A 21838-nucleotide genomic window follows, 5' to 3' on the forward strand; every position below is an offset into this window, starting at 1 on the left:
CGGTACGGCCCTCACGGCGCAGAGCCTCCTTTCAGCTGGCTCTTGTACTCCTGCGGCAGCTTGCCGTAGCACTTTTTGAACATATCGCTGAACTGCCGAGGGTTATGGTAGCCGACCTGCTCCGCAATCTCGTACACGAGCAGATCGGTTTGCAGCAGCAGCCGCACGGCGTTTTTCATGCGCACGTTCGTCACATACTGCTTGAAATTTTCCTGCGTATGCTTCTTGAAAAAGGAGCTGAAATAATACGGGTTCATGAACACCTGCGCGGCCATGCTTTCGAGCGTAATGTTCTCGCTGTAATGCTCCTCAATATACTCCTTGATCATGCGCAGCTGCTGCGCTTCGCGGCTGCCGCCGGAGGCCCCGATTCCTTCGAGAATGTCCATAATGCGCGCGGAAATAAAATCGGCCAGATCCGCAAAGCGGTAAAACTGGTGCATCGTCTGCAGCCATTCATTCCGCTGCTCCGACGTCACCTGAAGCGGCACGCCGATTGCCGTCAACTCCTCGAGCAGTTCTGTTAAAATCGAGTAACCGTTCAACACAGCCGTCTCCTTGATCCCGCGGCTGCTCTGTGCAATCTGCACAAACAAGCGGCCGCAGCGCTCCTGCAGCAGCTCTTTATCCTTGGCCACGACCGCTTGAATAACCGCTTGCCGGGCTTCCGTCAACGCTTCTTCCGAACCGGTAGCCGGCTCGTTCTGCGACCACGCCAACACGGAGCCGGCTTCGAGGAAATAGGCAGCGCCCGCAGCGTCAACCGCCGACTTATAGGACTGCCGGAGGTCCTGGAGGTCGGACACCGGTCTGCCGATACAGATCGTCACATGGATTTTTAGATAATATAAAATCTTGTCCCGCATTTCCCGCGCCAGCCGCTGCAAATCGTCTCCAGCGCCCCCATGATTCACGATAACGCACAGATTCTCGGCCTTGCGCAGCACGAGTCCGCCGCCGTATGGCTGAATCAGCTCCTCCGCCAAATTGGACACGGCAAACACGAGCAGTCGTCGCTCATGCTCGCCCCAACGGCCATCCTGCTGCTGCAAATGCTCCAGTTCCAGATACAGCACGGAGAAATTGGGAGCCTCCAATTGCGCGTCCAGTGCCGATAGCCTCCGCAGCGCTTCTTCCCGTCGGATTTCTCCCAGCGTAAGCCGGTCGAACAGTTCTTCGAGCTGTGTCTTTTTATCCTTCTGTTCATAGACCGCCAATTTGCCCTTTGACGACTCATCTTCGTGCGCCTCTTGCAATTGGGTCAGCGCTTTATGCACCGCGTCCAGAAGCAGGCTCTTCTCAATTGGCTTCACCAAATAATCGACGGCGCCAAACGCAAGCGCATCCTTGGCATAGGAAAACTCTTGATATGCCGAGATGAAAACAATTTTCGTCCGCAGCTGCCTGCGCTGCACTTCCTTGATCACATCGATTCCCGTGCCGTCCGGCATCGAAATGTCGGTTACGACCAAATCGGGCTGCTTCTCGTCGATCTGCTCCATCAAGCTTCGGCCTGTCATGGCTTCGCCCACGATCTCAATACCGAGCTCCTGCCACGGAATCAGCTTCTTTAATCCTTTTATAATGATCGGTTCATCGTCAGCCAGAATGACGCTTCTCACGTGCGCTCACCTCTTTCGTTAGCGGAATTACAAGTCGGACTGTCGTCCCGATGCGCTCGGAACTATTGATCTCTACCCCAAAGTCTGCCCCATACAGCGCCTGTACACGCTCATGAACATTGATCAGCCCAATGCTGCTGCCCGTGTCCAGCGAACTGCTGTCGGCCAGTTTCTGTCTGACCGCCGCCAGCTTTTCCTCATTCATGCCGACGCCGTCGTCATCCACCGTAAGGCTGAGCAGATTGTCAGGTAATTTCTCAATCGTAATGCGAATGGTGCCTTTGCCCTGCTTCGGCATAATGCCGTGGTAAATCGCGTTTTCCACCATCGGCTGCAAGCTCAGCTTCGGAATCGCACAATCCAGCACCTCGCTGTCAAAGCGGAAATCAAGGCCGAGCCGATGCTCGCCGTAGCGAATGACCATCAACTGAAAGTATTGCTCGACATTCGCCTTCTCCGCACGCACCGTCACCGTCTCTTCACCATAGTCCAGCACATACTTAAGCTGATGGGAAAGGGACAAAATCATATCGCCGACCTCGTTCGCATCCTCCGCGACCGCGCTCATGCGAATAACCTCCAGCGTATTGTACAAATAATGCGGACGTATCTGGCTTTTCAGCGCATTCAGCTCCGCCTGCTTCTGCTTGATTCGCGCAACGTAGACAACGTCGATGTATTCCTTGAGCCGTCCCACCATTTTATTGAAGCCGTGCGACAACAGGCCCAATTCGTCCGCTGTCTGCACGGTCACTTTCGTATCGAAGTTGCCGGATTCCACCTTCGCCATTTCCCGCGTAATGCTGCGGATCGGATTCGAGAATCGATTGGAGAACCAGATCGCGACCGCGATAAGCGACACGATGCACAGACCGATAACCAGTGTAATTGTCTGGATCAACTGATCGATTTTGAAGAACAGTTCTTTTTTATAAAATTCGCCGATAACCTGCAGATGATTCTCAGGCGCTTCCTGCTGCAGATGCAAAATATCCTCCGACACCTTCCCCTGATAAATCGTACCGATGAGATCGGGCTGATTGCTGTACAGAATACTGCCGTGCTCGTCCACGACATACACCGTATCCCGCTTGTTCAGCACCATCTGCTTGAAAATATCATGAAAAGCACCCAGCCCCACATCCATATAAAAGGTGCCCACCAAATCGCCCTCGACCTTCGAGGCTCCGAGCACATCCGTTAAATTGCGCGCAAATGTCATCACTGGCTCCGTTTCTCCAAGGTAGTAGTCCTGTTTATGTGTCGGAAAAAAGGAAAGCTCGTTGCGATTGAGCTCCATTTGCTGCCGCCATTCGAAGCGAGGAAATTGATACCGGTAGTCGAGGGCTACGTTATTTTTCGTCATCGTTTGAAATGCCCCGTCCGGCAGGACGAAGAAGACGCTTTGCAAATCGCGGTCCGTATACAGCACCGTCTGTAAAAAGTCGTTGATCGTCATCGTCAGGCGAAGATCCTTGTCTCGCGTTTGCGCGGCGATCGCTTGCCCGAGCTGACCGTACTGCCCGCTGACGCCGTAAGAATACATCAGCTTGGAGATGTTGTTGTACTTCACGAACATATCATCCACATTGCGGCTCGCAAACAGCAGCATCTGCTCGTAATTGTTCGTCGCATACCGCTCCATGAAGCCACTGAACGTGCGCAGCGAAATATAGCTCAGAATGAGCAGCGGAATAAGCCCCACCGTAATGAAGGAGAGCGTAAATTTGGCGAAAATGCTTTTGTGAAGCCGAAAAGGGTTGGATTTCATGCGGCAGCCTCATTCCATGCGTCGGGATATGATTATTCTAACAGAAATCACGCTTGATTCTCCTATTATAAGCTCGCAACCGCTTTTTTTGGAGTGCAGCAATTTCATGTGGAGGTGCAGTTTTTTAAGATGTGACTGCTTATCTGCGCCAAAAAGAGCGCTATCCACATGGGACAGCGCTCCGCATTCATGACAAGGAGGTTAATTATGGCCGATGTCTGTGCCGCTCGGTGTGCCTGCACCAAGCAGGTCGCTGCCGGCAGCCAGCTTCAAGAAATTGCCCAGATTCGGGGAACCGTCGGCGTTGCGCGTCAACGTCGGGGTCAGGCTGACAAAGTCCGCATCGCTGGCGAGAAGGCCTTTGCCGTTCGTGCTTTTGTTATTCTTCCACCATACGTTGGTGCTGGACACGTCTGTGCCGCTTGTTTTATCGCTGGACGAGCCCTTGTAGGACAGGTTGTTCGTGAACACATGCGTACCGGCGTCAAAGGCAAAATTACTCTGCCCGTTGCTGAACGACGTGTTGTTCGTCAGGGCAATCGAGCCTGGATTGCTGTTATAGGTGAAGCCGTGCTTTTTGTTCAAATACGCCACAGAGTTGATGACGACGTGGTTCACGGCAATTTTTTCGCCGCCCAACTTGAAGCCGTTGCCGTCGCTGTTGCTTGTCGAATTGCCGTCGGACGTCTGCCCGTTATGGTGCGCTACGCTGTTCTTAATCGTAATTGTACCGATCGGTCCTGTTTCCGATTTGGTATATAAATCCCAGCCGTCATCCGTGTTGTAGGCCGAAATGCAGCCATCGAACACGTTGCCTTGCCCAACCGTCAGCTTCGCGGCAAAGCCGTCCGCATCTTCTCCGTTATCCGGGTCGTAGTTGTCGTGCGAGTACGTGTTCTTAATCGTATTGTTCGCCGGCCATTCGCTGTTCGCTGCCGTTGAGGCGTAACGGCCGAGCTGCACGCCAGTATCGCGGTTGTGGTGAACGTCCAGATTATCCAGCACATTGTTGTTGCCGGAGACATATACGCCGTTGTCGGCTGCGCCTTTCACTTCGAGCCCTTGAATACGCCAGTAGCTGCCGTCTACTTGCAGCCCGCGATTATTCAAGGACACATCGGACATGTTGTACGATTGCGATGAGAAGTCCAGCACAGGTTTCTCGGATCCATACGGCATGATCGTCTTGAGCGCTCCCGTCGTGCCGTTGTTGGTGCGGGCGATCGTGATCTGGCTGCTGTAGCTGTAGGTGCCGCCGCGCAGATAAATCACACCGCCAGGCGCAACCTTACTCAGCGCTGATGTCAGGCTGGTCGGGCTGGCAAGCGTGCCCGGATTGCTGTCGGAGCCACTCGGCGAAGCATACACCGCACTCGCGCTTGGCGGCGGCGTTGGCGTTGACGATGGCGATGGGCTAGGCGATGTAGACGGAGTTGGCGTCGTGCTGGTTGTAGGCGAAGGCGTAGTCGTCCCACTTGATCCGTCCGATACCACGACTTGATCAAAGCTGACAGCCGCTTTATACCCCACGAGACCAATCCCGCCGGATGTCAGACTCGTATCTGTGGCGGTAAGCTGCAGAGTGCCGTTCACGTACATACGCAACGTGGAGCCGTTCAGTTCCAGCTTCACGCTGTACCAAGTGCCCGCCGTAAGCGGGTAGTCCAAGGTTGCGAGCGTTGTTGTGGAACCGCTTACTTTTTTCCTGATCTCAAGCTTGCCTCCTCCGCTGTTATACAGCGAAGCGGCATAGAAGTTGTTGCCATCCTGATAACGGCCTGCTACATAGGCGCGGTTCGTACCGTTCCAGTTGTCTATTTTAACGTTCGCTTCTACCGAATAATTCGTCCAGGTACTGCTGCCCGCCGACGCGCGCCCTTCACTTGAACTGGTCTGCCTGTAGACGTAGTTGCTACCGTCTTGCACGACAGACCATGCACCGTTCTGGGTTGTCCATCCCGATGCATCCCCATCGTCAAAATTGTCACTAAATACATTCGCCGCAAATACAGATGGAATGAGCAGCATACCCGCCAGTAAGGAAGATGTCGCGAATGCCGCAATGATATGATGATGTGCTAATCTAAGCTTTTTCATGAATCAATCTGCCTCCTTATAATCGTAATTCGCCAAACAAGCCGTATTCCCATTCACCTCCAACCTCTGATGATCTCCCGGCCCGCAGAGAACTTGATTGTCGCCAACTCCCATCCCGACTATATCCAGTCTTTCCCAAGTGCGGCAATAATCATTTTTACATAAATTAACTTTTGCTTATAAAATCAATCCCTTTCCGACACCGATAATCTTTACTTCAGGTGATAATCAACTGATCAGCTCTTATGAAAAAAAAGAACAAGCAGCCCCTGCGGCACTTGCGCACCCGGTCCCTGCTTGTTCTCGGTATCAATGAAATGTCGGAAATTGCGTTTGATAATTGGTGAACTGCGTTTTCGCCTGTTGAATTTCCTGCTGATCGGCGACTTTCATTTTGTACCAGCCCTTTTGAAACATTTCGTTAAAGATCTGATACTGCGTGTTATGCGTATCGCTCAAAATCGATTGCATCGTTTCGTGCAGCTTTGGATTTTGCATTTCCAGCAGACCTGTATTGTAGCCTGACGACAAATACTTTTCATTGGTCAAAATCTCATTCAGAAAATCGCGATCGTTCAGCTCCGGTCCCTTGACCTGCGGAAGCTGGCCCGTCTGAGGCATTGCGAGTTCAAGACTCATCCCTATATCCCTCCTGTAAGTGCCTCAAAGCTGCTAGTGCAGCAATTGAAGCAGCGAATTGTAGTGGTTCAGATGCTGCTGTCCGGTTTGCTTGATCAACGCTTGAATTTGCGGATCCGTGCACCGGTTCGCGGTATCATTGCATTTCTTCATGGCAAGCAGCTCCCAGGACAAAAAATCTTTCACATAAGAAAGTTCCTTATCGGTCAGCACATTGCGATCGGATGTCATTGGATTTTGCTGAGACTGACTGTTCGGCATGTCGGCTTCCTCCCTTTCTCGTTGACGATGGACTTGCTTCATCTACTATGTGCCGCAGGGTGCCCTTTTATCCATCAGGAGGCGCCAGAACGCAAATAATCCGCGCTGTGCGCGCGGAGGGATTTCAAGTTGATGACGGGCTGCCATGTCGTCTCCGAATCGAGCAATGCTCCAGGGTGTCGGCATCCGGCACGAATTCAGCAAGCTTACGCATAAAATAGCATGATTCCGGAAAATGATGATCGAGAAAGCGCAGCGTCGCCTTCGAGAGCAGCTCGGTGTTCTCGTATTCAACGACAATCCGCCCCACGAATGCGTAAAAGGCTTTGACGGTTTCGAGCACTTGCCTAGCGAAATGCGTCTCGGCTGGAAAGCCCGGCGGCGTAAACCGCAAATAGCCTGTCATTGCGCGGTTTTTTACCATGTAGGAGGAGAACTGTGCGGCAAACCGATCCGTCTCCGCCCCAAGCTTTTGCTCCACCGGGTCCAGCAGACCGTGCAGCAGGACGGCGTGGCCAAGCTGGTCCTCCAGCCACATATCCAACAGCTCCGTAAGTGTTAGCGGTATGTCAGGAATGCCTCGGACCCAATACGAGAGCTGCCGCAGGTACTCCTTGTTCTCATTGATCGTGCCGTTGAAATACGACGGCGTCAGGTTCAAATTGACCTTATTCCAGATTCGCAGATGCTGCATATGGCCTTCCAGCCGACAGTAGGCATCCGCCAGCGGGTACACGCTTTGGGCAAACACCTGCATATTCGGCGACTCCGCCCCTTCGAGCGGTAAAAGCCCCTCGGCGTGCCGAATCGCATCCCGAAACAATGGGAAAAATTTTTCCGCCTCCTGCCACCATCTTGTCTCGGACGGCGATAAAAAATCTCTCAAAAAATGCGCATGGTCATCCAGCACCTCAAGCCAAAACAGATGCTCCTCCTTCAATGTTATCGGTTGCATCTTACGTTGGCGCCCCCTCTCCTTTTCAATTCCCTTACCTAAATGTATGTCAGGAAATTGAACAGTAGAAGGTAGGCGGCGTCTACGGCAGCCGTGGCTCTGCGCTCGTATCGGAAGCAAGTGCCGCGGAGCGTCTTTTCTTGCCTTTGACCCAAGCTGCAAGCGGATATAGGAAAAACAGCACTTCCATGCACAACGCGTAGCTCGACCATGAGCTGTTAAAATCCTCCGATAGTTCAATCGGATTTTTGGCAAGAATCAGCGAAATGGAAATGACCATAGCTGCCAGCGGGAAGGTAATCGTTTTATGGTTGCGCAGCGACAGTGCCTGCGAGAAGATTAAGGTGCCGAGATTGAAAATAATCGCAAGCTTGATAAAAAATCCGGTGAACCAGATCGAAACGATCAACGCGTCGATATTATGCAGGAAATCTCCCAGATGCATGAAGCCCGTCAGCTCCAATGCAGGATAGACAAGCGCCGCGGAAAGCTTGGGCCCGAAGAAAAACATCATCATGAGAAACTCCATGATCAGGATATATGTTCCTGCCATGGAGCCGAGCCAAATGATTTTACGGATGTTCTTGACTGGATTGAACTGCGGCGCAATATAAGCCAGCATAATTAATTCGCCGTACCATGGAATGAGGGTATACGTTTGCTGCCAGATCACCTTCCAGTCATGAATGCGGATAAACTCGTGCCACATCGGCGAGTCCATCGCATTTACAAAGAACAGCGGCTTGAACGCAAACAAACCACCGATCACCAGAAAGCATCCCTGAGCAAATCGAAATACAAAGGCCACACCGGATTGTGTGAGCGCGACGACAGGTACCATCACTAGAATCGCGACCGCGACGGGCGGCGTCTCCCGCAAATAGATGGGCATAAAGAAATCGGTAAACTCCCGCAAAATGAATGCGCTTAAGTGGAGATAAAAAATAGCTACCAGCAGCAGCACGGCCTTATGGACAAATTTGGGAAGGAGCCTACCGCCATACACCCCCACATACTGGGTCGGCAATCGCATCGCAAAGCGCATCCCCAGCGTCGTTATCGCCGTACCGCCGATCGCAGACAGCAGCATACATAAGCCGCCGTCAAAGGAGGCGATTCCCGCCAGCGGCGAGAGCAGGAAAGCAATTGTCGTCGAGAATACGAATACAAAGATAAGCCCACCAAGCTGCATACTCGTTACTGTCCCTTGGTTATTCAATCTCGACGCCCCCTCGATTACATTAACTGCCCATCATAAAGCGCTGCATCGGTTCAAAGAAAAACCGAATGGCTTTGTCCGGATTCACCCAATTCGGCATCACAATGCAAAGCACGCCTAGCAGAAAAGAGACACTTGTGACGGAGAACGCCACTTTCCTTTCTTTCGCTTCCACGTTGTGCCGCTTCATGAGAACTAGTTGATAACTAACAATAACCACATAGCTAATGATGAGCATCAACATGGTCCTCAGCTCCTCCTACATGTTGGCCGTTCGGCTTACACCTGTACCCCGAAGGGTAACTTTCATGTCAAACTCAAGCTTCATATGCGCATACATTTGCTCTCTAGGATTATCCGACCATGCCTGCCAAAGCTTTGGGTATTTGTACTTGATTTTCTCGCTCCACTGAAAAGTATCCGCCTGCTCGGATTTGGCTTTGTCCGCCGCCCCGCGAACCAACTGTTCGATGCGCTGGTTAATGACCGCCTCCATCTTCTTGATATTCGCGATTGAGGTCAGATTCATACCGGATTCAATTGAAATCAGATCGGCATTGCCTTTAATTGTCACGTGCAGCTTCACATCGCTTCCTTCGCGAACGGCATAGACCTCATGCCTCACATCTTCAAGCCTGGCGCTGTAGACGCCGTCGTTCCCCGGAAGCTGTCCGGTGATCAGCATTTCAGGAACCCGATTATTGAGCAGCAGCAGCCCCAGCATCTCCTCGTTGGAGAAGCGGTCAATGACTTTACTGTCCTTCATGATGGCCGCACCGCCAACCCCTGACCACTTCACTGTTTTCCCTTCGGTGAACAACTTCATTTCTTTCATGCTCAGCTCGGGAATGTAGGAATCACCCAAATTATTCCATATGCTGTATAGCAATTCGCGAATCCGAATGGGCGGAACCTGCTTCATGTGGGCCGCTTCGCGCCACACTTCCGTAGGGAACCGTTCGAAGATCGAGTCGAGCTTAGCCAGATTTTTCGCCATGCCATTGAAATAGAATACGTAAATCGGCAGCCTGAAATCCGTAGCCCGGATCAGATGGTCAAAGAGCGGCTTCAGCCCTTTTTTAGCAAATCGATCACCAATGATAACGACCTGAATTTGTCCCCAAGTGACCGTACGAGGCAAATCTCGTTGAATGTGCTGCAGCGCTTCCGCGACATCCTTCCCTACTCCGGTGATCAGCACGAACGGCTTGGTACTCGGAACATTGGAGTTCAAGCCGGTGGAGATCCGATTTGGCAGCATAAACAATGTCGATACCTCCGTCTGGCCTTTTTCGTTCAGATCGACAAGCATGGCAGAGACGAACGTGCGGTCGTTTAATTCTTGCTTGGACCAACAGCCGGTTAAGCCTGCCATGAGCGCAGCGAGAAGGCTAATCCTGAGAAAAAGCCGTGTGACATGTCGCAGCATCGCCGATTCCACCACCTCTTGCTCTTATTTCTTGCGCAGCCAGAACGTCCACGGAAACCGGCCGACCGCATCCTTCATCCCCTCCGACTTGTACGGAATAAACGGCGATAAATACGGCGTGCCGAATGAGTTCAATGATAATAAATGGATGTAAATCAAGATAACACCGATCAAAAGACCTAGCAGCCCGAACATCGAGGAAATCATCAGCAACGCAAAACGAAGGAAACGAATCGTGAGTGTCATTGAAAAATGGGGCACGACGAACGATGAGATCCCCGTCAACGCCACGATGATGACCATCGGCGCACTCACGATCCCGGCTTGCACCGCGGCGTCGCCGATCACGATGGCCCCGACGATGGAAATGGTCTGCCCCATCGTCGTCGGTATGCGCTGGCCCGCTTCCCGCATTACCTCAAACGTTATTTCCATCATCAATGCTTCCAAGATGGCTGGAAACGGCACGATATCCCGGCTTGCTGCCAAAGTAATCAACATGTTGTACGGCAGCATTTCCGGGTGATACGTTGTGATCGCGACGTAAGCCGAAGGCAAGATCAGACTGACGCCAAAGAACACATACCGAAGGATGCGGACCCAGCTGCTGAAAAAGTATCGTTGATAGTAGTCTTCCGCCGACTGCATGAACGCGAGCAAGGTGGCCGGCGCGACAAGATTGTTCGGCGTACCGTCGGTCAATATGGCGACGCGCCCCTCAAACAGCGAGGAAACGACCACATCGGGGCGTTCCGTATTGAGCATTTTCGGAAAAGGCGAGGTAAGGCGGTCATCCAACACTTCTTCGATGAAGCCGCTGCCCGAAACACGTTCAGTCTGAATGTTCTGCAGTTTCGTCCGAAGCGTATTGACGAGTTCGCCGTTATCTTGTCCCTTCATATAAAGGAGCATGACCATCGTGCTGGACTCGCTGCCGATCATAAATTGCTCAATGTTCAAATTTTCGCTTTTGATTCGCTGCCGAATGAGTGAAAGGTTCGTCCAAATGTCCTCAACGAAGCTTTCTTTGGGACCGCGAATCGTTTTCTCATTCTCGGAAACGCTGACATCCCGTTTGGCCTTGGCGGCAAATGGGAACAGGATGCCTGCCGTTTGACCCGAAATGCACAGCAGCGCATGACCGCACAGCAAGCCTTCGAGCGCTTCTTCCGGCGTATGTTTGATGAAATAGGTGGTAGGAAAAAAAGTGCGCGTTTGATAAATACTCGCCAGCCGCTCCTCGACGCTTCCTGAGAAGGAGCGCATCATCGGGCGAAGTACATGGGTCTGCAGCATCTCCAAATCAATTCCATCCAGCAAATAAAAGATGGTGCAAACAAATTGCTCCCGCTCGATCCGCTGGGCAACGATGTCGGGGCGATGCTGCATCCTTTCGCTGATCCACTCTGTCAGTGCCATATCTTGGGCTTCCTTTTTGGTCGTAGTTTCCTCCATCATCACCCAAATTATACATGAACGCCTACATGTGAATGGCAGAAAATACAAGGTCAATGATTTCGCCTCTAGCTTGATTCAGAAAACCAAGCGAGGTCATCTGCAGATGTTCGGTGGAGATGCAAGCAGTCAGAAGAAGCTTATCCCTCACATAATACATCGACAGTTCGTAAGGCGATGAGAGGCTTTTAATCGTGTCACCGATATTCGTGTGTTTAAACGACTCGGGCAGTAAGATGGCGTAAATCAAATAGATCGGCTCCTGCGGAAAATGGGTCAATTGAAAAAACTCTCTATACGTCGAATGCACGGTGGATGTCCAACGAAAACCGAATGGATAGTCTTGCTCTTCCTTCCAGTGCGGTTCAAACTGATCTGTCAATTCAAGAAATTGCTGACGGTAATAGTCAATAAGATTCATTATGCTCCCCCCTCTATGTCCACCTATCGTAACGGGGATTTGTTTGAGAAAATCCGTTGTAATCTTTAGGAAAACATGATTTTCCTTCACACATCGCTAACGAAATTAGGAGGTCGGAACCATTCCCCGACTTAAGACGGGCTTCATAAACCGCCGCAAGTCCGTTTTCGCAGGACTTTCCGAACGCTACAATAGGAACATAAGCAAATGAAACAAATCGTTAATACACTTTCAATCCAAAGAGGAGATGTTTAAATATGAACAAACTATTTAGATCGACAGCGGATGCTAAAGTAACAGGTCTTTGCGGCGGTATCGCCGAGTGGCTGGGCGTGAATGCAACGCTCATTCGTCTGCTCGTGGTTCTCGCGGCGCTAGGCAGCTTCGGCACCGTGACCATTCTGTACTTCGTCGGCTCCATGTTGATTCCGAAAATGCCGTACAGCCACTTTTAATAGGACCGTGCGCACGCAAAGAGGCCGACCGGCAACATGCCGATCGGCCTTTTTCTAAATAAAACTGTCGTTTTAGTTGAAATTCCGATAATAGGTTTGCGCAGCTTGGCTCAGCTTTTTCCGGTAATCGCCCGGGTTCATGCCAAATCGCTTCGCGAATTGATGGCTGAGATACGGAGCGTCTCCCATGCCGCAAGCCTCCGCGATGTCCGCAAGCGAATCGTCCGTATTTTCGAGCATTTTCTTCACCTTCAATAACCTCAGCTCCCGCAGCATTTCCATTGGATTCATTTGATATTTGCCGGCAAACAGCTTATCGAGATAACTAGGGTTCAAATGCACCAGCTGCGCGAGGGTATGCCTGGAAATCTTCTCCTTCACTGAGGCGTGCAGATACGTCATCACCTGCTCCAATCGCTCATCGTTCTTCCTTTTGGTGATGCGTCGGTTTATTCTTCCGGCTCGGTCCCAATTATCTAGCAGAAGATGCACAAGTTGCATACCGAGACCTGACAGCTCAAGGGCGCGGAAGATGGCGTCCTGTCTTTCCCAAGCGGCAAGAAGCTTGCTAAAGATGTCCGCAAAAGCATCAGGGTCCTGCAGCGTCATCACTTCAGGGATCGGATAAAGGTCGAATAGATCGACCTGAAAGCTGTTCGTCACTTGAACAAACAGCCATTGATGCGTGCCGGGCGTCAACGATGACTCCCCGAAAGGAATGCCGGGCGCATGCAGCATGACTTGACCGGTACCTGCCTCTTGTGCGAAACTTCCGTCGGTTACCCTCAAATGCCCCTTGGCGATGTAGCTGACAACCCAATAAGGAAACATTTTACTCTCAAAGCTAACCTCTTCGTAGGAAACTTCCTCCACTCTGAAAATCCGAACCTGCCAATTGTCATCGAACAGCTTGTTATCGACTTGCACCCAGCTTCCCTCCGTCTGTTGCAGGCTAGACGACTTCCGCTTTCACCTCATCTTTGGATTGAAAAGAAGTATAGGCGGGCTTGCCGTCTCTCGCGATAATCGGACCATTACGGAACAAGGCGCCGGTTGTGGGATTCACTGAACCTTCCACCGAGAACTGAATCACATAGCCTTTGCGGATCTTCTGGCTGCGATTCGGCGTACTGCGATGGAACAGCAGGGAATGAAATGCAACCATGCTGCCTTTTTGTAGTTCCACAGGCGTTCCCTCTTCATCCCCATCATAGCATACTTGCCCGATCTCCGTTCGCACATGCTCCACAAAACCTTTATGATGCGTTCCTTCTTGAATCCAGATACAGCCGTTCTCAATGGTCGCATCTTCGAGTGCGAGCCAGCATGTGACATAGTGGACAGGTTCGGTCGGCACGTACCCGTTATCCTGATGCCAAGGAAAATCACGATCAGCCTCCGGGCGTTTATAGACCGATTGATCCCAGTACAGGCGAATATCCGGTCCGAGAATCGAAGTCGTAATGTCAACGAAGCGGTCATCCGCAATAAACCGCTGAAGATCGGGATGCATGAAATTTAAGCCTGACGTGAAATTGATTTGCTTGGGGATGCTGTTAAACTGCGCACCTTTGGCGTTCAACTGCCGCTCTGACTCCGCATCAAATTCGTCGATGATCGTGCAAACCCGATCCATTTCCTCCGGTGTAAACAAGTTGTCAAAACGGATATATCCTTTTTCTTTGTACTGCTCCAATTGCTCCGTAGTCAACATCATGAAAAGACCTCCTCTAATGGTTACAATTGCTCTTCGTTCCTCTTTATTATCGAGAAAATACGACGAGGCGGCAATTTGCGAAATTGAGGAGTTTATTGTGTTTTCTACGCTTTTTTATATGGATTGAAAGGAAAGGCTGCAAAGCGTCCCTTATAGCGATCCGACCGATCCGTCTGTCATTGTAGGGGCATGGCGTTTGCCTGCGCCATTGAAAGCGGCATGACGCATGTCACGACACGACCGTCAACATGGACATGAACGCTCCGTTCGGCGGCGAGAAAGCGTCGAGCTTGCGGCTTGCCCGCGAGAACCTGCATTTCCTACATTAAATTCAGAAAAATGCGGGGATTTTGTGAAAGATCCTGCATTTCCTACAGCTAAATTGCCGATTGCCCTCTGATTATCACGGAAAAGGGGGGCATATGCGAAAATGACCTGTAGGTTTTACATGATCATTTCGGATTGAGACGGTTTATGGAGAATTTAATGTATGTTTTACAGGTAAACGTCGGAAAGAGAGTGATCGCAGCTTCAAGGAGCTCCCCTTGAGAAACGCAGCAGCAGCAACACCAAAAGGCTATCCCCTCCCCCTACGGAACATTGAGCAGGATAGCCTTTTTTTCGCCTGCGTCTGAGCTACCAGGCGGCGAGCCTTGCTGGCAGCGGATCGACGGTCCATGCCATGCGGTCGGCCAGCAGCTCCATCATGCGCAGCTTGATCACCGCATAGGCAGGGTCGTGATACAGGTTCTGGAACTCGGCCGGATCCGTAACGAGGTCGTAAAGCTCCCCCTCCCGGGAGGAGTGGACGCGGACGAGCTTGTAACGGCCGTCGAACACCATCGTGCATTGCGGCGGCAGCTCCGGGTGCCACGGCTGGGCGTTGTAGTATTCGCAGTAGACGCTGTCGCGGTGAACGTCAGTGTTCACTGCTCCTGTCAGCAGCGGCCATAACGATTTCCCTTGGATGCCCGGGTACAGCGGGAGTTCTGCTGCCGCGAGCAGTGTTGGCGCGAGATCGACCAGCTCCACCAGCGCTTTGCTGCGCTGACCGGCTTGAATCGTGCCCGGCCACGCGATTATTAAAGGTACACGCACCAGCTCCTCATAGAAGTACGGGCCTTTCCAGTAGATGCCGTGATCCCCCAGCATTTCGCCGTGATCGGACATGAAAATGATGATCGTATTCGCAAGATCACCGTGTTCCTCGAGATCCGCCAGCAAGCGGCCGACCTGCGTATCGAGTTGCTCCATCATCGCCCACTGCGCCGCGCGGGCCGCGCGGTGCTCCAGTTCGGTCATGTCCCGGAACCGGAACATGGGAACAAAATTATACGCACTCTCGCTATCGATGCGCTGGTAATGCGGCTTGTCGGTGAGCTCTCCCTCCTGATACTTCGGCAGCGGGATCTGTTCGGACAGCTTCATATACTTCTCCATCAATTCCTTCGGCGGATCGAACGGATGATGGGGGTCGAAGTAGTTCAGGGAGAAAAACCACGGCATGCCGTGCTTCCGGCTCGTCCGGATAAAATCGAGCGACTTGTCCGTGCACCACGTGCCCTGCCGCTCCTCGGAATCGTTGCCGTAGAACGTCTGGCGAACGCCCGGAATCGGCTCCCGCTTCAGCGATGAGCCCTTCTGGTCCAGCCACTGGAGGTATTCATCCATCGGCCACGTGTTGTTGCCGCCAACGGAATGCGACCAGTGGAACGCATGGTAGCCATCGTCGATGCGCGCCTCTTCGATCGGGCACACATCCGGGTGGCACGGGGCGAGATGCAGCTTGCCGGCCAGGCCGCACACGTAGCCCTGCTCGGCAAACAGCTTCGAGACAAGCTTCTCGTCCGCCGGAATCTGCTGCCCATTCTGGCGGCACCGCGTCGTGCGCGAATAGCGGCCCGTCATAAAACTGGCGCGGCTCGGCGTACACACCGGGCTCTGACAGTAAGCGTGCTCGAACAGCACACCCATCTCCGCGAGCCGATCGATGTTCGGTGTATCCACCAGCTCGTTGCCGTAGCACCTGAGCGTATCCGTCCGCTGCTGGTCGGTACAAATCCAAAGGATATTCGGTTTCATCGCAACACATCTCCTCTTGAAAAAGACATCAGGGAGAAGCAGCCTTCCGCCGTTTGCCCCCTGAATAAGCTCTACACGATTACACTTGTTTCAATCGCAAAACATTCCACGACATCGGCGCAAAAGAAGCCGTGTACCGGCCGCCGTCCACACGCTCCGCGCTGAACTGCTGCGGCACGATGACGTTCGGCTGCGCCGCCGAGTTGAAAGCGCCGGCATCGTCATGCTGCATGACGATGCGCTCGCAACAGACGTAGTCACCGAAGCCGCGCAGCTCGAGCGCGATCTCCAGCGTGTCGCTCGCGCTGCGGTTCACCGCGAAGACAGTGATGTCCCCGCTCACTTCGTCCAGTACCGCGACGGAATCGAGCAGCGGGGCGTCGCTGAAATCGCGCGTCGACGTCACCGGCCCCTCCGCCATCACGTTCAGCGCGATACCGCGGCCGTACAGGGAAGCGTGCAGGTACGGAAAGTACACGCTCTGCTTCCAAGCCGTGCCGTCCCGATCGGTCATGATCGGCCCGAACACGTTCACGAGCTGCGCGAGGCAGGCGATCCGCACACGGTCGCTGTGCTTCAGCAGCGAGATCAGCATGTTGCCGAACACCAGGGCATCCGCCATGGAGTAATTCCCTTCGCAGAGCGCGGGGGCGTGAATCCACGGCTCCACGTCATTCTTTTTCCATGTGCCCGGCACGACGTTCCACTCATCGAAAGAAAGGTGCATCACCTTGTCCGAGCGTTTCTTCGCTTTAACGTAGTCGCAGGTTGCCGTAATCGCGTCGATGTAGCGGTCCATGTTCACGGCTTTGAGCAAATAGTTGTCGAGATCTTCCTCTTTATTGTCCAGGTACATGTGCACGGAAAGATAGTCCGCGTACTCGTAGCACAGATCCATGACCGTCGCATCCCACTGTGGAAAGGTCGGCAAATGAATGCCGGAGGAGCCGCAGGCCACAAGCTCAATCGAAGGATCGATCCGCTTCAAGACCTTGCCCGTCTCACGAGCTAAAGTCCCATAATCCTCAGCGGATTTGTTGCATATTTGCCAAGGGCCGTCCATCTCGTTGCCCAGGCACCAGACTTTGTAGCCGTACGGCGCTTGCCGGCCGTGCTGTTTGCGCAGCTCGCTCATAGCCGTGCCGCCGGCGACATTGCAATATTCCAGCAGCTGCGCCGCCGCTTCCACACCGCGCGTGCCCAAGTTCACCGCCATCATGACGTCGGAACCGGCGCGCGCCGCCCAGCCGTCGAACTCATCCAGCCCGACTTCGTTGGGCTCGATGCTTTTCCAGGCGGCGTCCATCCGCACCGGACGCTCCTCTTTCGGGCCGACGCTGTCTTCCCAGCGAAAGCCCGAGACGAAGTTGCCGCCGGGATAGCGGATAATCGGCACCTGCAATTCCTGCACCATTGCCAGCACATCCTGCCGAAATCCTTGCTCATCCGCTTCCGCATGCTGCGGATCGTAGATGCCCCCGTACACGCACCTGCCCATATGTTCAATGAAGCCGCCATAAATGCGCGGATCGATGCGGGAGATGATATAATCCCGATCAATGACCGCCTTGCCCTTCTGTATCGTCAACGCCATCACTCCTAAGTTTCTCTATCTAGGGGGACGGTGCCTCCCTTATTTCTTCACTATCATGTTCAATGCTTCTTGGTACTGCATCTCCAGCTTGTCGATGCCCATTTTCTTCAGTGTATCGACGTATTTGCCCCAATCATTCAGGGACGCCTCGCCGAGGATAAACTTCGCCTGCATTTCCTTAATATACGTGTCGATGTCCGTGCGAAGCGCCGTAATCTGATCCTGCTTCTCTTTGGACAGCAGCGGCAGCGCGTAATAATTTTTGCTCACATAGTCTTTCACGGTCGCGAAATCGGTCGGTCTTGTCGTACCCTCCATCATTGGCGCAAGCTGCTTCTCGGTGTAGTAGCCGAGCTCCATGCCGCCAGGCCAGATGGTGCGCGCGCCGATGTCAACGGCAAAGCCTTTGGTGCTGTTTAAAATTTCCGGCTTATAGTGCAGTGAACCGTCCGCCGCTTTCGTATACGTGTCGCCTTCCTGACCGCCCATGTACAGGAGCGTTGCGCCTTCGTCGCCGTAGAAGTAATCGAACAAGCGCATCGTCGCTTCCGGATTTTTGTTCGCTTTCGTAATCGCCGCTTTCGCGCCGCCGGTATTCGTATCCTGCCGCATATTCCAGAGTTGGTCGCCGTTCGGGCCTTTGAGCGGAGTGATGCCTTTGTAGTCCTTGGCGAATTTGCCGGCGTTTTGCGCTGTTAGCAACGGTGTGAAGCCGACGCGATTCGCTGCCAGCTTGCCGAAGTACAGCTGCTCCGTCTGCGTGAAAATCTCCTTGTCCATCAAGCCTTCCGCATACAATTTGTGCGTGTATTCAAGGAGCTGCTTGTATTTGTCGTCCGTCACCCAAATATGCGCTTTGTTGCTGGCGTCGACATTGACGTAATAGTCCAGATTGCGGTCGAGGCCAAACATCCCCTCCAGACCGCGCATCGCCCAATCCAGATTGTGCGCGGTGTACGGAATTTCATCCGCCGTGCCGCTGCCGTTCGGATCTTTATCCTTAAACGCTTTCAACATCGTGTACAGCTCATCGCTCGTCTTCGGCGTTTCCATGCCGACTTTGCTCAGCCACGTCATATTCAGCATTGGGAAGCGCGGAACGCCGAGAAGTGTGTAATCGATAATGCGCGGAAGCGCATAAATATGGCCGTCAGGCGACGTGATCGCCGCTTTGAACTCGGGCTTTTTATCCAAAATCGCCTTCAAATTCGGCGCGTAGCTGTCGATCAGCTTTTCCAGCGGGAGAAGAATGCCTTGCGAGCCGTATTTGGTGACATCGGCTTGCGGCAGCACGCCTTTCAGGAAGAAATCCGGCAGATCGCCGCTCGCGATGGACAAGTTCACTTTCTCCGTCGCATCCTGCGGCGCAGGCGTAATCCAGTCGATGTGGATATTCGTTTTCTCTTCCACCTGCTTCCACAGCGCCATCTGCGCATAATCGCCAAGCTGGGCGTCCTTGCGGGAGAAGCCTTTCAGGGTGATTTTATCTTTGACAATCGGGAACCCGGTCGCGCTGATACCGGATGGAGCCGCTGTCGGATTCGCCGACGATTGGGTAGCGGAGCTGTCCGAGCATCCCGCCAGAATCGCCGTCACAAGCACGACGGCGCAGACGGAGTAAAGCTGTTTGGGCATAACTTTCATGGATTATGACCTCCCTGGAATGATCCTAGTGAGGGCGCGGATGTCCCGCGTCCCTTTAGCCTTTTACAGAACCGACCAATGCGCCTTTCACAAAGAAACGCTGCATGAACGGGTACAAGATGAGCATCGGCAAGCTCGCCACGACAATGATGGCGTATTTGATGCCTTCCGCTTGAAACAAACGATCGGTAAAACCGTTATCGAGTGTAGCAAAATCGTCGATCTTCGACGAGATCAAAATGTCGCGCAGCACGAGCTGCAGCGGGTATTTGCTCGGTTCCGAGAGATAAATGAGCGCTTGAAAAAAGTCATTCCAATGATACACCGAATAATAAAGCGCGATGACGGCCAGAATCGGTTTGCAAATCGGCAGCACGATGCTCCACAAATAGCGGGTGTTGCTGCAGCCGTCGATGAACGCGGATTCCTGCAGCTCTTTCGGCATCGTATTGATGAAATACGTCCGCATGACGATCAGATTGAACGTCGAGATTGCTCCGGGCAGCACCATCGCCCAGACGGTATTGACCATCCCGAGATTTTTCACGACGAGGTACGTCGGAATCATACCGCCCTGAAAATACATCGTAAAGATCAGCACGCCAAAAATCAACTTCCCGCCCTTCAAATCCGTGCGCGACAGCGGATACGCCGCAAGCACCGTCAAGATGACGTTAATCGCCGTGCCGAGCACGGTGTACAGCAAGGTGTTTCCATAGCCGGTCCACACGCTGGGGTTCTCGAATACTTTTTGATAGGAGCTCAGTGTCAGTCCTTCCGGCCAGAACATAATCTTGCCCTGCGCGACGAGCGAAGGGGCGCTGAACGAACTGCTGAGCACATTAATGAGCGGCAGCAGCACGAAGAGCGTAATCAACACAATCAAGACGTACAGGATAAGGCCAAACCAGAAATCGGCATCGTTCGTTTTGCTTCGGTTCATTGCCATCCTCCTCCTTTCTACCAAAGACTGTTCTTCGTGAAACGCTTGATGACCGTGTTCGCGGTAACGAGCAACGTCACGTTAATGAGCGTATTGAAGAGACCTACGGCAGTAGACAAGCTGTAGTTGCCCTGCAAAATACCGGTGCGGTACACATACGTCGAAATGACGTCGCTCGCCTCCAGATTGAGGGGGTTCTGCAGCAGCAAAATCTTTTGAAAGCCTACATCCAGCAGGGAGCCGATTTGCAAAATAAACAGGACGATAATCGTGGAGAAAATGCCTGGCAAGGAAACATGCAAAATACGTTTCAATCGACTTGCGCCATCGATCGTCGCCGCTTCGTACAGCTCCGGGTTAATCGAGGCCAGCGCAGCGATGTAAATGATCGCGTTCCAGCCGGTATGCTGCCAGACGTGCGAGATGACGTAAATCGTTTTGAAGTACGCAGGATTCGTAAGTAGGCTTGATTTCTCCGCTCCGAACCAGGAAGCGACGGTGTTGATCAGTCCATCCGGCGACGTAAACACGTTAATCATCCCCGCCACGACAATGACGGAAACGAAGTGCGGGAAGTACGTCACGTTTTGGATGAACTTCTTGAGTTTCAGCCAGCGGACTTCGTTCAGCAGCAGCGCCAGCAGAATCGGCATCGGAAAGCCGACGACCAGCGCGTACAAGCTGATTTCAATCGTATTGGAGAGCAGCCGGCCAAAATAATAGGAAGAGAAGAACCGCTCAAAGTGCGCGAAGCCTACCCAGGGGCTGTCCCAAATGCCGAGCGAAGCCGAAAAGTCTTTGAAAGCGATTTGCAGTCCGTAAATCGGCTGCAATTGAAAAATGACGTAATACGCAAGCACGGGCACCAGCATTAGGTAGAGATCATAGTTGCGCAGGTACGCTCTCCAACCGGAGCGGCGCTTCGTGCTCAGCGTGGATATGGATTCGCCGGTGTGCGGGGAAGCCGTATTGCCTTGTGATGCGTTCATAGTTGTCGTTCACCTCCTTCCGGCTAGCTCGCTGTATGATTGCATTATGCCGAAAAGGGGCGTGAATCGTAAATATGTGAAAATACACAGGAGATGCAAACGCTTACATGAGGATGATGCCGCACATTCTTACCCTTTGCGGAGCTGCGCGGCGGCGTGGAGGGTGCTTCGGTAGCGGGCGAGGTGGGCGGTGGCGGGGAGAGTGATGGAGAGAGAGTAATGGGATGGTGATGGTGATGGAAAGAGTAATGGGATGGTAATGGGGATGGAGAGAGTAATGATGACGGTGATAGTGATGGACAAGATAATTCTTGCGACTATAGCGACTACTTAGGCACCTATGCGGGTAGAGGGATGCTCGACGCACGAATTCCTGCAAATTTGGCTACTGCTCAGACACCAGTCGGGGTGAGAGCGCGCTCGGCACATAGATTCCTGCAAAAAGGCAGGAATCTTCCGCACAGTAGGTGTTTTTAGCAAAATGCCTGCGATAAAGCAGTTTTTTGGGGCGGAAGCCACTCCAAAAGAGGGTCCGCGGCAATTAT

General features: G+C 52.8%; 19 protein-coding genes and 1 pseudogene. 1 reads left to right on the forward strand and 19 read right to left on the reverse strand.

Annotation, left to right across the window (positions count from 1 at the left end):
- Window positions 1-11 precede the first annotated feature (11 nt).
- The 12 genes and pseudogenes from ABE504_RS08120 to ABE504_RS08175 form a co-directional block, all read right to left on the reverse strand.
- A complete protein-coding gene (locus ABE504_RS08120) occupies window positions 12-1622 on the reverse strand; it encodes a response regulator (RefSeq protein ID WP_430086880.1) in 1611 nt (536 codons plus the stop codon).
- The gene (locus ABE504_RS08125) at window positions 1600-3393 is read right to left on the reverse strand and encodes a histidine kinase (protein ID WP_430086882.1); all 1794 of its coding nucleotides are present in this window, start codon (window positions 3391-3393) and stop codon (window positions 1600-1602) included. The genes ABE504_RS08120 and ABE504_RS08125 overlap by 23 nt, the downstream gene beginning before the upstream one ends.
- A 201-nt stretch (window positions 3394-3594) precedes the next feature.
- On the reverse strand, window positions 3595-4887 hold the full coding sequence (locus tag ABE504_RS08130) for a right-handed parallel beta-helix repeat-containing protein (protein WP_430087431.1): 1293 nt from the start codon (window positions 4885-4887) through the stop codon (window positions 3595-3597).
- A gap of 6 nt (window positions 4888-4893) precedes the next feature.
- Window positions 4894-5490 (reverse strand): annotated as a pseudogene (locus ABE504_RS08135) (LamG-like jellyroll fold domain-containing protein); the annotation flags it as partial.
- Between the two features lie 309 nt (window positions 5491-5799).
- Window positions 5800-6129 carry a spore coat protein gene (locus tag ABE504_RS08140; protein WP_430086884.1) on the reverse strand — a complete coding sequence of 110 codons (330 nt, stop codon included), beginning with the start codon at window positions 6127-6129 and terminating at the stop codon, window positions 5800-5802.
- 33 nt (window positions 6130-6162) lie between these two features.
- Window positions 6163-6390 carry a hypothetical protein gene (locus ABE504_RS08145; RefSeq protein WP_430083101.1) on the reverse strand — a complete coding sequence of 76 codons (228 nt, stop codon included), beginning with the start codon at window positions 6388-6390 and terminating at the stop codon, window positions 6163-6165.
- 124 nt (window positions 6391-6514) lie between these two features.
- Window positions 6515-7345 (reverse strand): DUF2935 domain-containing protein, encoded by an 831-nt coding sequence (locus ABE504_RS08150; RefSeq protein ID WP_430086886.1) that lies wholly within the window; start codon window positions 7343-7345, stop codon window positions 6515-6517.
- Window positions 7346-7427: 82 nt separating this feature from the next.
- Window positions 7428-8564 carry a GerAB/ArcD/ProY family transporter gene (locus tag ABE504_RS08155; protein ID WP_430086888.1) on the reverse strand — a complete coding sequence of 379 codons (1137 nt, stop codon included), beginning with the start codon at window positions 8562-8564 and terminating at the stop codon, window positions 7428-7430.
- Between the two features lie 22 nt (window positions 8565-8586).
- Window positions 8587-8808, reverse strand: coding sequence for a hypothetical protein (locus ABE504_RS08160; protein ID WP_430086890.1), 222 nt, complete (start codon window positions 8806-8808; stop codon window positions 8587-8589).
- A 15-nt stretch (window positions 8809-8823) separates the two neighbouring features.
- Window positions 8824-9993, reverse strand: a complete 1170-nt coding sequence (locus tag ABE504_RS08165; RefSeq protein ID WP_430086893.1) for a Ger(x)C family spore germination protein — start codon at window positions 9991-9993, stop codon at window positions 8824-8826.
- A 24-nt stretch (window positions 9994-10017) separates the two neighbouring features.
- Window positions 10018-11412 carry a spore germination protein gene (locus tag ABE504_RS08170; protein ID WP_430086896.1) on the reverse strand — a complete coding sequence of 465 codons (1395 nt, stop codon included), beginning with the start codon at window positions 11410-11412 and terminating at the stop codon, window positions 10018-10020.
- Between the two features lie 61 nt (window positions 11413-11473).
- Window positions 11474-11869 (reverse strand): hypothetical protein, encoded by a 396-nt coding sequence (locus ABE504_RS08175; RefSeq protein WP_430086899.1) that lies wholly within the window; start codon window positions 11867-11869, stop codon window positions 11474-11476.
- Between the two features lie 257 nt (window positions 11870-12126).
- Here ABE504_RS08175 and ABE504_RS08180 point away from each other — a divergent pair, with 257 nt between their 5' ends.
- Complete coding sequence (locus ABE504_RS08180; protein ID WP_430086901.1) at window positions 12127-12324, forward strand: PspC domain-containing protein; 198 nt, start codon at window positions 12127-12129, stop codon at window positions 12322-12324.
- 72 nt (window positions 12325-12396) lie between these two features.
- On the opposite strand, the gene ABE504_RS08185 is transcribed toward ABE504_RS08180, so the two are convergent.
- From ABE504_RS08185 to ABE504_RS08215, 7 genes are all read right to left on the reverse strand, one after another.
- Entirely contained in the window at window positions 12397-13251 is an 855-nt protein-coding gene (locus ABE504_RS08185) for a helix-turn-helix domain-containing protein (protein ID WP_430086904.1), read from the reverse strand.
- Between the two features lie 25 nt (window positions 13252-13276).
- Window positions 13277-14041, reverse strand: coding sequence for a phytanoyl-CoA dioxygenase family protein (locus ABE504_RS08190; RefSeq protein ID WP_430086907.1), 765 nt, complete (start codon window positions 14039-14041; stop codon window positions 13277-13279).
- A 636-nt stretch (window positions 14042-14677) separates the two neighbouring features.
- A complete protein-coding gene (locus ABE504_RS08195; RefSeq protein WP_430086910.1) occupies window positions 14678-16123 on the reverse strand; it encodes a sulfatase family protein in 1446 nt (481 codons plus the stop codon).
- A 79-nt stretch (window positions 16124-16202) separates the two neighbouring features.
- On the reverse strand, window positions 16203-17711 hold the full coding sequence (locus ABE504_RS08200) for an alpha-N-arabinofuranosidase (RefSeq protein WP_430086913.1): 1509 nt from the start codon (window positions 17709-17711) through the stop codon (window positions 16203-16205).
- Window positions 17712-17756: 45 nt separating this feature from the next.
- Window positions 17757-19361, reverse strand: coding sequence for an extracellular solute-binding protein (locus ABE504_RS08205; protein WP_430086915.1), 1605 nt, complete (start codon window positions 19359-19361; stop codon window positions 17757-17759).
- 55 nt (window positions 19362-19416) lie between these two features.
- Complete coding sequence (locus ABE504_RS08210) at window positions 19417-20304, reverse strand: carbohydrate ABC transporter permease (RefSeq protein ID WP_430086918.1); 888 nt, start codon at window positions 20302-20304, stop codon at window positions 19417-19419.
- A gap of 17 nt (window positions 20305-20321) precedes the next feature.
- Window positions 20322-21293, reverse strand: a complete 972-nt coding sequence (locus ABE504_RS08215) for an ABC transporter permease (RefSeq protein WP_430086921.1) — start codon at window positions 21291-21293, stop codon at window positions 20322-20324.
- Between the last annotated feature and the right edge of the window lie 545 nt (window positions 21294-21838).

Origin of the sequence: Paenibacillus oryzisoli (genome assembly GCF_050467285.1) — a bacterium.
GTDB lineage: Bacteria > Bacillota > Bacilli > Paenibacillales > NBRC-103111 > Paenibacillus_E > Paenibacillus_E oryzisoli_A.